The following is a 14,757-nucleotide window of genomic DNA, read 5'->3' as shown; positions in this document are numbered from 1 at the left end:
AAATTTAGCTTAGTACTAGCAACTTGAATATTTATAGTTTTACTTCTACCTTAAAATGCAGTGTAGCAAATTAGCAACAAGGACAGTTAATGCAAATACATCATCATGGGGCTGTTAACGGGGTTACTGGCTCGTGTCACGAGCTAGTAGTTAACGAGCAAACAAGTGTGCTTATTGATTGCGGGTTGTTTCAAGGCGAAGACTCTAAAGTCGACCTATCTATTGAGTTTAATATTGCCTGTGTTACTGCGCTCATAGTTACCCATTGCCATATTGATCATGTTGGTCGTATTCCTTACTTATTAGCTGCAGGGTTTAAAGACCCTATTTTTACAAGTATTGCGTCAGCTAGTTTATTACCTTTGGTAATTGAAGATGCTTTAAAAGTGGGTGTTACTCGCGACCCTAAAATTATAGCTGCCTGCTTAAGCTTATTGAATAAACGAATAGTTGCTGTTGACTATAAAGCATGGTTTGAACTTCCAAGTAAAGGTAAGCAAACTGCCAAAGCGCGGTTTCAGCGTGCGGGGCATATATTGGGCTCAGCCTATGTTGAAATTGATGTTACAAATAGTGATAACAACAAACACCGCGTTGTATTTTCAGGAGACTTAGGCGCGCCATATACCCCGTTACTCCCTTCGCCTAAGCCACCTTATAAAGCCGACACTTTGGTTATAGAATCAACTTATGGCGATAAAAACCATCAAGGTAGAAAAGAGCGTACTCAAACTTTAAAAAATGTAATTGAACGCGCAGTTGCCGACAATGGCGTTGTTTTAGTTCCCGCTTTTAGTATTGGCCGCACGCAAGAGTTACTGTATGAGCTAGAGCAACTCATACATAGCTCATCTAAAAAGTCTAAGTGGCGAGACATTCACGTAATACTCGATTCCCCCATGGCAGCTAACTTTACCGAGCAATACAAAAATTTTAAGCACCTTTGGGATAGCGAGGCCAAACGCAAAGTTGCAAAAGGTAGGCACCCGCTCGATTTTAAAAACCTAACAACGGTTGATTCACACAAAGAACATATGGCCATTATTAATTATTTGAGCTCTCGCCAAACGCCAGCCATTATATTAGCTGCGAGTGGTATGTGCACAGGTGGCCGCATAGTTAATTACTTAGAGCGATTTTTAGGTGATAAAACCACCGATGTATTGTTTGTAGGTTATCAAGGGGCTAAAACATTAGGCCGCGAGATCCAAAAATATGGCCCACGTAACGGGTATATTTTTATAAACAATACACGCATTACCATAAACGCAAAAGTACATACAATTAGCGGGTACAGCGCCCATGCAGATCAAAACGGATTAATTAAGTTTGTAACGGGTATGCATAAAAAGCCAAGCCATATAAAAATTGTACATGGGGATGACGAGGCAAAAAGTGCATTGGCTAATAAGTATAGAGAAGTGCTAGTTGATGGGGAACTAGTTGAGGTTGCTAAGTAACTTTAATTATAAAAGTTTAATATACTCTAATCAGTCATTAAACAAAACCAAGTGATTTTTGTCACTAATCTTATCTCAAAAACTACGTTATTGAACATTTAGGCGAATTGCGTAATAAAATTACACTCTATACCCCTACCGCTGTTGTACAATGTTGCACTGTAGCTCCAATATATAAACTAGGAAGTAAGCTTTGCAAACTGTATTAAACGTAACAATGCCTATATTATCATTTTTAATTTGTATTTTAGTGGCTTACATCTTAGGTAAAACACCAGCATTTAATTTTCTGAATGCAAGGGAAAACCGCTTTAAAAGCCTTGATGGTATAAGGGGATTTTTAGCATTATCAGTTTTTTTTCATCATTTTGTAATTACCTATTATTGGAAAGATACTAATATCTGGGCATCGCCTCCCGAAAAGATGTTTGATAACTTTGGCAGTGTAGGTGTCGCTATCTTTTTTATTATAACTGGCTTCCTATTCATATCTAAAATAACAAAAAAAAGTACAACTAATTGGGTATCCCTTTATAAATCTAGGTTTTTTAGGATCGTTCCTTTGTATATATTTGCTTTGGTAGTCATTTCACTCATTGTATTTGCTAGCTCTGAATTTAATTTACATGTATCACCCCAGGTGCTCTTGAAAGATTATATTAAGTGGGGATTATTTCACGGTGGCAGTTTAAATGGATTCTCAGATACTAGAAGAATAATTGCAGGTGTAGATTGGACCCTTAAATATGAGTGGTTTTTTTATTTCTGTTTACCTTTAATATCACTATGCATAAGCAAGCTTAAAAAAGTTGGTATGTTTTTTTTAGTAGTAACTGCTCTAATATTATTTATTCAACCGCTCTATATTTTTTCATTTAAAACAAATTATTTAATTTTATTTTGTATTGGTGGCCTCGCTTCATATTTAGTAAAATATTATAAACCTAGCTTTAAAATAACAGGAAAAACAGCTTCAACATTTAATCTTTTGTTTATAATTACTGCAATGCTTTACCCAAATACATTAGATATTTTTCACGTTTTTACTATAGCGATTGTTTTTTTGCTAACACTATTAGGCAACGATCTTTTTGGAGTGTTTACATTACGTTCTTCTGTTATTTTAGGTGAAATTAGCTATAGTATTTACTTACTCCATGGAATTATTTTATATCTATTATTCACGGTAGCATTTCCTCTTGAAGCTTCAAGCAGCCTGTTAAGTGACTTTTTACTACTCATGCCTGTGACTTCAGTAGTCGTAGTTTTAATATCAGCAACTACTTTTTTATTGATTGAAAAGCCTTGTATGAGTATTGGTAAAAAATAAAATCATTACCGTCAACATTTAAAAAAATGTATTTCGCAGTACTAATTTTCATCCCGAAAGTGAATAGCCCGATGAGGCTATTAAGCAGAGGCGATAAGACAAAGCCTGAATATTAGAGGTTATTTAACTAAAGACAGTAAAACATTGCTGCCTTTAGTTCTAATAGCAAGTAAGCAATAAAGTATAATAATAAATGCAGTGGGTTTTACTTTTTTAAAATACCGATTACCTTTTTATTATCACAAACGATTAAGCTATTTATTTTATTGTGTTGCATTGCTTCATAAGCCATTGCTATTGAAACATCCGGTGCTATTGAAACTGGGCTACTATTAGCAATGTGCTTAGCCTTTAAGTCAAATAAGTCTTTACCATGCTTTTCAATTGCTCGACGCAAGTCACCATCTGTTATAAGTGCTCTAGCTTCGTTATCACTCACGACTAATGTGAGCCCCAACGATCCCTTAGACATAACGTTTATAACCTCAGCTAAAGGTGTTTCCTCACCAACTAGGGGCAAGTTTTGAGCAACCATTTCATCGCTGACTTTACTCAATAGTTTACGACCTAAGCTACCACCTGGGTGAAAGCGCGCGAAGTTTTCTGGTTGAAATGAGCGTGCTTCCATAAGTGCGACAGTTAACGCATCTCCCATTACAAGCGTTGCCGTTGTAGAAGATGTTGGTGCCAACTGTAAAGGGCAAGCTTCTTCAGGAACTGCTATGTTGAGATGATAATGTGCATTATTAGCCAAGGTTGAGTTAATATTGCCCGTAATGGCAATAATTTTATTGTTATTATCTTTTAAAAAAGGCAGTAGTTTGAGCACCTCGATGGTTTCACCTGAGTTTGATATAGCGATAAAAACATCATCAGGAGTAACCATCCCTAAATCACCATGAAAAGCCTCACCAGGGTGCATAAAAAAGCTAGGAGTTCCTGTACTCGCAAAAGAAGCAGCTATTTTTTTACCTATGATGCCTGACTTCCCCATGCCACAAATAATAGTTCGTCCAGTTGTATTTAAAATTAATTGCACAGCATAATTAAATTGCTCATCAAGCTGTTGTTCAATAGCCTTTAACGCTTCTATTTCTATCTTTATTACCCGCTGAGCTACTTCATAACTGCTCATATATACTCCATTATAGCTTTTACATTCAAGTAATCACTTTCGGTGTCAATACCATGAGGGATATCACCCAAATATTTCATTACACCAATTGTTAACCCGTTACTTAGTGCGCGTAACTGCTCTAGTTTTTCACTTTTTTCTAGTGCTGATTCAGTCAAACCACATAGCTTTTGCAATACTTTAACACTATACAAGTAAATACCTATATGACGATTTGCATGGGATAAGCTTTCAGGGGCATCTCGGTCTATTGGTGCAGGACTTCGGGTAAAATATAAAGCCTGATTGTTTTCTGTAACAATTGCTTTAACTACATTTAGATTAGTGAAGTCTTCGTAATCATTTATCGCAACAGACGCTGTACACATGTCAAATTGGGGGTTCATTTTACTGAAGCTTATTAGCTTTTTTATTAAAGCGGATGGGATTAATGGCTCATCACCCTGCACATTAACAACTAAAGTATTTTCGCTCCAGCCTAATTTTGTAGCAACTTCGTTGACCCTATCGGTACCACTTATATGCGCACTTTGGGTCATAACCACTGGCAGTTGTAGTTGGTTTGCCTTGGTCTCGATACGGCTATCATCTGTAGCTATAACTATGTTGTTAATACTAACACCAGCCTCTAAAACACGCTGAGCAACATGCCAAAATATAGGTTTTTTATTTATTTCTAATAGTGGCTTAGCCGGTAGCCTTGTTGAACCATATCTTGTCGGAATTACTACTTTAAAATCCAGAGGAATACTCATTGTTACTGTCCCATACTGTTACATTACATTACCTACTATTATTTAGTGATTCGATAATGACGCCCTAAACAATATGCTTTTAATACAAAATGAATATCTAGCGGCCCTTTTTTTAGCCCTGCGAACCTTTGTAAGTTAATAAGAGCAAGGCGTAACAGGCGATAAATTGATTTGTAAAAAGGTGAATAATAACGCCACTGTAAGCCTACATCGTAACCCCTTTCTTTAGCCCTAAAGGCAGTAATCGCTTCAGGCTCACTTTCCAAGCGTGATAGCGAGTGATTAAGGCCACTTAGTAATTTTAGGTTTTTATTTTGTTTAAGGCCGTTTAATCTATAACAAAAAGTAGTATCAACGCCATATAGGTAAAATTTACTATCGAAAACATCTTTGTATACCGACTTTAATGCTTCCGCGACTTCGCACCCAATGACTAAACCACTGCCTATGGCTAAAATATCGTCATTATTCTTACATTCATCACTAGTAGATTGGACTACTTTATAATTAATTTTTGGACCTTCTACCTTCCCATTAAATAATATGAGCGGAATGCCAACTTGACTTTCATCTAAGGAAAATGCATCACCTAAATAAGAGTCATTTAGTTGGGTATCATCATCTAAAACAATATATTTTTGAGCTACATTTGTGTTTATAAAACGATTATAGATTTTAGCAAGAGACTCATTCTCAATAGTTTCGATAACTTCAACCTCAAATCCCTTCAGTATAAATGGTTCTAGGTTTTTATTACTCAGCTCATCGGGTCCATTATTCCAAACTGTTAATTTACAATTTTGAAAGTTTAAATTGGACGCAAGTAATGTTGATAGTGTTTTGGAATCCGATATTTCTTTTTTAAAAAGAAGTACAACGATAGCAAGCTTACTTTGCATTTTTATACCTATGCTTTGAGTGTAAATATTGACATTGTTACACTTGCTGCAAAAACAGGCAGCATTTTTATAAAAAAGGCAATGGGAGATTTGTTAAAAACCTTTATATATAGTAACAAATAAGCTTGGATAAAGTTTATATGCATTGCTATAACCAAGTACCATGAAATTAGTAACATATCTTTTTTTACTACCCCCATAATTATAGCTAAAATCATTACCACAGCAGACAAACAGCCACTTAAAAAAAGTACACCAGTCTTATCCATAGCTTGAAAAAAGCTCCCACTAGTAGAGGCAACCACCTGTATAGGTATTGAAATAGCTAATATTTGGATAATAGGGGCAACAGAATCCCACTGTTTTCCTAGCATAATAAGAACTATCCAATCAGACAAAAAGAACATTCCAACACCAGCAAAAATAGCAATCATCGAAAGCTTAAAGGTGAATGCTGAGTGTATTTTTTCTACCTTTCTTTTATCGCCTTTATTTTTACGAATAACAGGCTGAATTGCAGGTGTCATGGCAAAAGTTAATAACATTAGCGGATACTTCATAAGTTGGTATGATTTATCATATATACCTAAAGATGAGGCACCAATAAATTTACCTATAAGAATATTATCAAGATTCCTAGAAAAGAAGTTTATAAAATTAAACCCAAATTGATACAAGGAAAATGATAGTAATGGTTTTATTGCCGAAAATTTTCTTCCTAGCTTAGGTCGACCAAACTCAGTTTGACTTGAGTAATAGTATTGGACTAAAAAAGACATTCCTGCACTGGTTAAATATTTAGCCGATAAAGCATAAATTGGTTCAACCATAAAAGTTAAACTATATGCAATAGAAGTAGAAATAACTTCTGAGCATGTACCGGCAACTGCAATTTTATAAAATGCCTGCTCTCGAAGTAAAAATGCATTGGGGACTATGGTTAAAGCAAAAAAGACTAATGATATGGATACAAAAGGTACGACTTTATCAACCCCCTGTATTTCGTAAAATGAAACTAAAAAAACACTGAATGCACTAAAAATAATAGCTAATATAAGACCAACTAATAATGTTAACGAAAATATTCCATTTTTATCATTATCAGACAACGCTGTTAAATTAATAATAGCAGGCCCTAAACCGGCCTCTGCCATTAACTGAAAAAACAAATAAAACACCATAATAGCGGCAACAATACCAAATATTTCAGGTGTAAAAACGCGAGCTAAAAGCATCATAGATAAAAGATTAACAACATAGACTGAATATCTACCTAATACACTTTTGCCGATCGCTTTGTATAATACTTTACTTTCTTTCATTTATTTTGCCCAGCGGTCAGTACTAGCTAATCCTGACTGCATAATACGCTTCATGTTAGGTAAGAAACTTGTTAATAATTACAAACTCTTTGTTGTGGGTAGCAAAGTGATTATTGAACTGCCCATATTTTTTTCTTTCCAATTCAGGTCGCATATACCATCTGTTGGAGAAAATGCGGTAGGCGCTTGCAGTAACAGCTTACGTATTTGAGTATGATCAGACTCATCACATGCTGTTTTAAGTTTACCTAAAAATGGCTCTAGTTCTGCCCACGGCATTTTAATTTCTTGAGCGCTTAGAATTCTTGGGTGTTCGGTGCCAATAACGTTATCGCCAATTAAAAGCTCTTCAAAGAGTTTTTCACCTGGTCGCAGGCCAGTGCATTTTATTTCTATATCGCCATTAGGACGTTTTTCGTGTTTAACTTCAAGCCCAGACAAGTGCACCATTTTAGTAGCTAAGTCTTTTATTTTTACAGGCTCGCCCATATCGAGTACAAACACGTCGCTACCAACTCCCATTGCTCCGGCTTGAATAACTAACTGAGCAGCCTCGGGAATAGTCATAAAATAGCGAGTTATATCTTGGTGGGTTAGCGTTATAGGGCCACCCGCTTTAATTTGCTTTCTAAATAATGGAACAACAGAACCCRACGACCCCAAAACATTGCCAAATCTCACCATAGTGAAACGAGTGGTGTTTTGAACTTCAGATAGTCCCTGCAGTACAAGCTCTGCCATACGCTTTGTAGTGCCCATAATATTAGTTGGGCGAACAGCTTTATCTGTAGAGATTAATACAAATGTTTCGACATTTGTATTAATCGCAGCGGTCGCTAAATTATAAGTGCCATAAATATTATTACGCACACCTTCTACAACATTATGCTCTACTAATGGAACATGTTTATATGCAGCAGCATGATAAACAGTTTCAACATTAAAAGTAGAGAACGTTGACTCAACTAGTTTTTTATTCTGTATTGAACCTAAAATTGGCAGCACTTCAATATTTAAATCATTAGTAAGGCAGTGCTCTGTTAACTCTTTTTCAATTGCATAAAGGGCAAACTCAGAAAGCTCGAATAGTACTAATTTGGTAGGGCTATTTTTTATAATTTGCCTACATAACTCAGAGCCAATTGAACCACCTGCGCCAGTAACCATAACGACTTTGTCAGCTATATTTGCCGACATAAGATCTTGTCGCGGTTGAACTGAATCACGACCTAACAAATCATCAATCTCAACATCTTTTACTTCATCAAGGTTAGTTGTTCCCGATACAATGTCGGCCATTCCAGGTATGGTCATAACTTGTAACTTGAATTTTTCTATCGCGTTTAAAACTTCTTTTCGGCGACTTCGTGAAGCACTAGGAAGCGCTAACAAAATTTTACTTGCGCACTTTTGCTTTGCAACTTCAGCAATTTGTGACGGTGCGTGTACGCAAACACCTTGTATAAAAGATAAGTGTTTTTTTGGATCGTCATCTATAAAGGCGACAGGAGAATATTCAGGACCATTTGCTAAAGCTGTTGCTAACTGACGCCCCGCAGAACCTGCTCCATATATAATTACACCTTCTTTACGGCGCATAGTTACTTGCCCAACAATAGCCCGTACTGTGAGCCTCGCACCACCAACAAATAAAATACAAAAACTAGCATAAATAAACGGAACTGTTCTGGGTACTGGGGCACTAAGAAAGAAGGATAAAACGGTTAAATAAACAGTTGAAAGTACTACCCCTCCAATAATAGCCCACATAGCTTGTGTGTTCATGTAACGTAATACAGCTCTATAAAGGCCAAGTTTTACAAAGCTTAATAAGCTTAGAGGCAATACAGCAGTAAGCAGTATCCAGGTGTGTGTATTTTTTAGCACTGCAGCACTATCTAGTCTTAGTAAAAAAGCGAGCCAAAAAGCGGTCATAATGAAAATACTATCTATAACAAGAGAGATGACTCTTTTTTGAGGGCGAGGTAAATTAACTAAAAACTTTAAAAACACGGTACAATTCCCTGAAGTTAGCAGCAAGGCTACTATTCTATAGGTTACAATTTTACTACAAGATGAACAACTAATGCACTTAATAGTTAAAGACTATATGCAAATATTTATATAGTCTTTATGTATTTGGTTATTTTTTGTAAATTTATGTATGAGAGTATAGCTATTTAACTCTATCCCCACTTCCACTCCCTGTGACTGTTTGTAATATGTAAGTGAAGTAGTGCTTTAAGCTAAGTGTAGCTATCATTTTTTCATCTGTCTGAGCCAGTAACTCAGGTGTAGACATATCAATCTCATTAACTTGGGCTAAACCTGTAATACCCGGGCGAACATTGTATATATTTTTAGCCTCACGTGCTTGGGTAAGCTCTTCTTGATTAAATAATCCTGGACGAGGACCAACTAAACTCATTTCACCTTTAAGTACATTCCAAAGCTGCGGTAGCTCGTCTAATTTAGTTTTACGCAAAAAACCACCAAAAGGAGTTATAGATGATGTACTTGCTAAGTGACTTGCTACCGATGCGGTATCAACCGACATTGTCCTAAACTTAATTAAAGTAAAAGGTTTTTTGTATCTCCCTACTCGTTCTTGCACAAAGATTGGAGAGCCGGTATCAAATAAACCTATTACGTATAAAATTATTAAAAATGGCATTGCTAATGTTAAACCGAATAATGCAAAAATAAAATCGAGTGTTCTAATCATGTGTTTCTCTAGTTAGTTGACGCATAGATGCATTCATTGTATTGGGCGGTGTCCAATTTAGTAATTGAAACATATTGCTAGAATCTACTTCTAAATCGTCAAATAATTGTTTACTTAAAGTTGGTTTTCCCAACAAATTAATAGTTAATTTCATTAAAGATACAGGGACAGGAAGATGCCAAAGCGTTTTATTAATACCTTTTGCAATTGAATTCGTAAACGCTTTAGTCGATGTAACTTGACCATCTGATGCTAAAAATATTTGTCCCGCAGCCTTTTCGTGCTTTAAACACAAAATAATAAAATCAACTAAGTTTTGCACTGCAATAAAGCTTCGCTTATTTTTCACAAAGCCAAAAGGTAACACACCAAATTTACTGATCATTTTTAATAACAAGCTGAAGCTACCCGGAGCTTCCTTTCCGTATACTAAAACTGGTCTAATTATTACAACTTCTAAGCCTGTCTTTTTAGCAATACTCCGTAACTCTTGTTCAGCATTGTACTTTGATAAAGCATAATCATTATGTGGATTTGCTAAGTCTGAAGGTTTAAAAGGCTCTTCGCCAGAATTTAAGCCATTTACGCCTATAGTACTAATAAATATAAAACGCTTTATATTTGCTTTAACGGCTTCATTAGCTAAATACGACACTAACTCAGTATTATATTGAGTATACGTTTCAGGATCTGCAACGGCAGTGTGGGCTACACCAGCTAAATGAACGAATGATTCACACCCGACTAAGTGCTCAGCCTTAACATCAAACAAGTCATCATATTTAATGTATTTTTTTGCTGTTATGCTTTTTCTTGTTAGTGCTAATAGCTCAATGTCATTAGGGCAATCTATAAGTAGCTCTTTCCCTATAAAACCAGTTGCACCTGTAATTGCTACTTTCATATTAATTCTCTATTTTTAATAACATTAATCACTACTTTATTTTTCGAGAAAAAAGATAAACCAAGTAAAGTAGTTTTTGCGGTAGCAACCTTGGTAATGAGCGTAGTATAAAATAAAAATACGACTTTAAAGCGTACTGAGGAAATAATTTAGCTTTTTGCTTAGCAAGCTTAGCCTCGTAAGTCACATACTTAAAGCCAGTACGACGCGCAACCATTTCTTTGCCTGCACGTGCCCTCACCAGTGTTTGTTGAATATTGTATCCCTGGTATCCGCTACTAAGTAGACGTAACCATAAATACCAATCTTCCATCGATATCATATGTTTATAACTACCGACAGACATAACAGCGCTTTTTTTAAACATAACGCTCATGTGGTTAAAAGGATTTCGTGAGATTCCGCTTTTAATAATGTCATCATTAAACTCTTTTACATAGCGAGTCGCTATATAATTTGTGCTTTCACATTCTATTTCATCAATAAACGATCCGCAAAAAGCAAGTAATGGCTTTGCTTTAAATACAGCTAATTGTTTTTCAAAACGTTCTGGCAAACATAAGTCATCAGTATCCATTCTTGCAACGAGCTCGTGAGAGCACGCCTTTAACCCTTCGTTTAAAGCACTCCCAAGTCCCACGTTTACTTGTAAAGGAACTAATACTATATTAAGTTTTAGTTTCCATTTATTTATTACATCCATCAAGCTTTGCTTAATAGGCCCGTCGAGTACAAGTATAACCTCTGATGATCTGGCAGTTTGACTATTTAAACTTTCAAGACATGCATTTAAATATGTAGGGTTTTCTTTGTCATAAATTGACATTAAAACCGAAAAGTCAGTCATTCATTTTTCCTATTAATACACAGTTGGCAGAATACAATAAAGAGCGCACTGTGAACTTTTACTTACTAGTTAACGCCAACAGTTTATCGAATTCTTTTTCGCTAATTAACTCATCTGAAAAGTAATCAAAATCTACGAGATAATTATGTATATAGCTAAGTACCCTTGAAAAATCGAAGTCACTATAAATTGCTCGGCCGTAAACTTTAAGCTCTTTATTGTATATAAGAGCCTCAAGCCCAACCGTTGAATTTATAGTCACTACTACTTTGGCCTTTTTTATTAACTCAGTAGTATTACTATTGACGATTAAAAAATTATATTTATCTTTAAGAAGTATATAATCTTTTAAAATTTCGGGATCAGTTTCCGCAGGATGTATTTTAACATATAGTTTGTAATTTCGCTCTTTAGCTAACTTAACTGCTTTTTCGATAGCTTGCTGGTTGCTTATATCACTATTTAAAATTAACTGTGAGTCGTATCTTACTTGCGTAGGGAAAAAAATATAATCACAGCTCAAATCTGCATCATCGAAAATAAGCTCTGAACTAGATTTAGATTTAAATAGCTGTAAAACAGAGATGATTTTTTTGATTAGCGATACCTTATCTTCTTCTCTAGTTCCTTTACCTAGCAGGCTACTAAAATAATCTAATACATAAGCTTTAATAAACTTGGATTCTAACTTGCCTTGCGGGATAGGATTATTTTTATAATTTTCGTATACTTTAATCCAACGCTTATGCTCTTCTATATCTACAGGATCAAATGTATCTAGCTTTTTCGCATTAAAAAATAAGCTTGATTTTGCATTTACACCTAACCGGTCAAAAATGACTTTTCCTGGTAAATTACTTATTTCACAAAACAGAGTTTTTACACTTTTATCAGTAAAATGATCTATAAATGCTTTTTGTGAGGCTGAATTACCATTAAATACAATAGCAACTTCGACCTTTTGATAGTTTAATTGAGTCGAAGCAAGGTTGTCTCTTACCATCGTATAAACTTTCTTTGCTTTCTCTACTGATTGACTACCACGGTAAACATAAGTCAAATTCAAAAAATCAGTTTCTGGAGGAATATCATTGTAATTACTTGCATGATTTTTGCTTGCATTAAATAAAATTACTTTAAAGTCTTTTTTTAAAAAGCGGTAAACAGAGTACTTTGTTGTATAAAAAAGAAACTGCTTCTCTTTTATTCCTTTTGCTAATCGATAGAAAAATGTAGCCCTATCGAAGTTATCAACATAAATAACTATCATTTCAGATCCTTTTAAAGCCTACCAACAGGTGGTGGAGCTTTTTTATATTCTTCATACAATAACTCGTACATATTATTGGACAAAGATTCTTGCGTGGTTGACTTAGTAACGAGCACGCCAAATACAATTACATTTTGTGGCAACAAAAATATTGTGAATACCATTGAGTAAACAAAAAATCGATTAACGAAAATTCTCATATGCTCAGCTGCAAGTATTACTATTGGTAAAAAGAAGAACATACCAAAATAGATGTAGCGTTCTGCTAACGTTCTTGAAAAAATAGCCAAAAATAATACAGGAAACATATACAAACTTACGTTATATAACATTTTTATTGCATATTCTTTTTTGTCTGTAAGTTCTTTATTATTGTATTTAAGTTTAAATTTACGTATAAAAACTTGTCTTACTCTATACATTGAAAAAATAAAAACGACTAGCTTAATAAGTGCGATTAAAATAAATTCGAAATCCCTTCGCTCTATGTACTCACTCCAAGGGCCTGTTAAAAATGTAATTAGCTTTCTTTGAATATGATCTAAAAAGGGTAAAATACTAGCCAAAGGAAGTAATAAAAAGCCGATAATACCAAAAACCAACAATACAGAGAGCAATACTTTATATTTATAAAAACGTTTTTTAAATAAAAACACAGGAATAAACATAATAGAAAAAAGTATGGCTGCGGGATGTATCAGGGGAGCTAAAATTACAAACACCAATGAAGACTTTCTTCTTTGTGTGCATAATAAGTATAAAGCTATATAACTGAAAGAAAAAGACAGCATAGACTCAAAATTACCAATAGCAGTACTTGGTAAAGTTACTATGGTAAGAAGAAAGAACAGTAGTAATTTTTTGTTTGTATTAAATGAAAATAAAATAGCAAACTTTAGACTTACAACTAACATAATAAAATAATTTAAAAAAAGAGATAAGCCTGTATAAAACTGCGGCCCCATTTCAAAGTATTTCAATACGCTAAATACGCTGTAGCGATATAACTTACCTGTTGCCAAAATATAAATATCTGGTTTATAAAAAGATAAGTAGTACCTGGAGTAATCGCCAATATACGAAACGGGGTCCATTGCCATTCCATAAAAAATAAAAAATAATGAAAATATAAATGAAACTAATAAATAGTTTTTCTTATTTATTAAAAAAGGGATCGTACAAGAAACTACGATAAAAGAGAAAACTGGGTAATAAAAGCTTCCTAGTAGAAATAACACATACAGAAAAAAGCTTTTAACGTTTGAATTTAGCATAGATACCTGCCAAAAATAACAAGATACTTTCATACCATGAATATGAAATATCATTTTCAGCTAACATTTTTTTATCGCATTTACTTAAAAGGTAAATCTTATTTTTAAGTAAATATAAATATTCTGAGAGTGAAAGCGTGTATATGCTTTTCATATATATCTCAAGAGTGGTAAAAGCCTTTAAGCCCTTAATGTGTTGCTTTGTAGTTTTTAGATCTGTTATTTGGCCTTCACCATGATCTTTATTCCAAAAAGCGACTGGATGATTAAAATATTTCACTTTTTGAGACTTAATCATTTCCATATGCAACTGAGTATCTTGATATTTTGCTAGTGATTCTAAAAACTTTACTTTATCAAATTCTTCTTTTTTTATTAATGAACCATTAGTATGTAGTCCACCAATTGCATCAAAACTCGTAATAAATGTATTGTCTTGTAACAGATTAGGCTTTAGCCCACTCCCTTTTACATGACCAAAAGCAGCTATCAGTTCAGGCTGCTCTAATAGCTTATGCATTAAAAAATCAATTTTATCTTCCAAGTAGTAATCATCATCATCTAAAAAAGAGATGTAAGTTCCATTGGCTAATTCTGCCCCCCGGTTACGGGAAGCCGCACCACCGAGTCTTTCTTTATTTCTCGAAATAGTCAGTGAGCAACTAGCATTGTAGTCATCTAGTTGAACAGGGGTATCTGAGTAATCATCTATAACTATAATTTCTATATTTTTATAAGTTTGCTGGCAAACAGACTCTATAGCTCGTGTAAGCATTTTACTTCTATTCAACGTTGGAATTACTACACTTACTAATGGCTCTTTAGTGTTCATAACT

At 34.5% G+C, this 14,757-nt stretch carries 13 protein-coding genes; 2 read left to right on the top strand and 11 right to left on the bottom strand.

The window, feature by feature from the left end:
- Positions 1–89 precede the first annotated feature (89 nt).
- Positions 90–1,460 carry an MBL fold metallo-hydrolase RNA specificity domain-containing protein gene (locus tag EU510_RS10205; RefSeq protein WP_149593414.1) on the top strand — a complete coding sequence of 457 codons (1,371 nt, stop codon included), beginning with the start codon at positions 90–92 and terminating at the stop codon, positions 1,458–1,460.
- Positions 1,461–1,653: 193 nt separating this feature from the next.
- Positions 1,654–2,790 carry an acyltransferase family protein gene (locus EU510_RS10200; RefSeq protein ID WP_149593413.1) on the top strand — a complete coding sequence of 379 codons (1,137 nt, stop codon included), beginning with the start codon at positions 1,654–1,656 and terminating at the stop codon, positions 2,788–2,790.
- A 205-nt stretch (positions 2,791–2,995) separates the two neighbouring features.
- Here EU510_RS10200 and EU510_RS10195 read toward each other — a convergent pair whose 3' ends face one another.
- From EU510_RS10195 to EU510_RS10145, 11 genes are all read right to left on the bottom strand, one after another.
- Positions 2,996–3,925 carry an SIS domain-containing protein gene (locus tag EU510_RS10195; RefSeq protein ID WP_149593412.1) on the bottom strand — a complete coding sequence of 310 codons (930 nt, stop codon included), beginning with the start codon at positions 3,923–3,925 and terminating at the stop codon, positions 2,996–2,998.
- The gene (gene kdsB / locus EU510_RS10190) at positions 3,922–4,680 is read right to left on the bottom strand and encodes a 3-deoxy-manno-octulosonate cytidylyltransferase (RefSeq protein ID WP_262501219.1); all 759 of its coding nucleotides are present in this window, start codon (positions 4,678–4,680) and stop codon (positions 3,922–3,924) included. The genes EU510_RS10195 and kdsB overlap by 4 nt, the downstream gene beginning before the upstream one ends.
- Positions 4,681–4,718: 38 nt before the next feature.
- A complete protein-coding gene (locus EU510_RS10185) occupies positions 4,719–5,579 on the bottom strand; it encodes a hypothetical protein (RefSeq protein ID WP_149593411.1) in 861 nt (286 codons plus the stop codon).
- A gap of 8 nt (positions 5,580–5,587) precedes the next feature.
- Positions 5,588–6,901, bottom strand: coding sequence for a lipopolysaccharide biosynthesis protein (locus EU510_RS10180; RefSeq protein ID WP_149593410.1), 1,314 nt, complete (start codon positions 6,899–6,901; stop codon positions 5,588–5,590).
- A gap of 78 nt (positions 6,902–6,979) precedes the next feature.
- Positions 6,980–8,914, bottom strand: coding sequence for a polysaccharide biosynthesis protein (locus EU510_RS10175; RefSeq protein ID WP_149593409.1), 1,935 nt, complete (start codon positions 8,912–8,914; stop codon positions 6,980–6,982).
- A 163-nt stretch (positions 8,915–9,077) separates the two neighbouring features.
- Positions 9,078–9,626: a sugar transferase gene (locus tag EU510_RS10170; protein ID WP_149593408.1), complete on the bottom strand. Its 549-nt coding sequence runs from the start codon at positions 9,624–9,626 to the stop codon at positions 9,078–9,080.
- On the bottom strand, positions 9,619–10,530 hold the full coding sequence (locus tag EU510_RS10165) for an NAD-dependent epimerase/dehydratase family protein (RefSeq protein WP_149593407.1): 912 nt from the start codon (positions 10,528–10,530) through the stop codon (positions 9,619–9,621). The genes EU510_RS10170 and EU510_RS10165 overlap by 8 nt, the downstream gene beginning before the upstream one ends.
- Positions 10,531–10,561: 31 nt before the next feature.
- A complete protein-coding gene (locus tag EU510_RS10160; RefSeq protein ID WP_149593406.1) occupies positions 10,562–11,377 on the bottom strand; it encodes a glycosyltransferase in 816 nt (271 codons plus the stop codon).
- Between the two features lie 58 nt (positions 11,378–11,435).
- Positions 11,436–12,647 (bottom strand): hypothetical protein, encoded by a 1,212-nt coding sequence (locus tag EU510_RS10155; protein WP_149593405.1) that lies wholly within the window; start codon positions 12,645–12,647, stop codon positions 11,436–11,438.
- An 11-nt stretch (positions 12,648–12,658) separates the two neighbouring features.
- Positions 12,659–13,741 carry an EpsG family protein gene (locus EU510_RS10150; RefSeq protein WP_149593404.1) on the bottom strand — a complete coding sequence of 361 codons (1,083 nt, stop codon included), beginning with the start codon at positions 13,739–13,741 and terminating at the stop codon, positions 12,659–12,661.
- 160 nt (positions 13,742–13,901) lie between these two features.
- Entirely contained in the window at positions 13,902–14,753 is an 852-nt protein-coding gene (locus tag EU510_RS10145; RefSeq protein WP_149593403.1) for a glycosyltransferase family 2 protein, read from the bottom strand.
- Between the last annotated feature and the right edge of the window lie 4 nt (positions 14,754–14,757).

The sequence above is a fragment of the Pseudoalteromonas sp. FUC4 genome, assembly GCF_008370255.1.
In the GTDB taxonomy this organism is placed as follows: Bacteria; Pseudomonadota; Gammaproteobacteria; order Enterobacterales; family Alteromonadaceae; genus Pseudoalteromonas.
The sequence above is the reverse complement of the archived record's forward strand: the minus strand, read 5'-3'. Positions and strand labels throughout refer to the sequence as shown.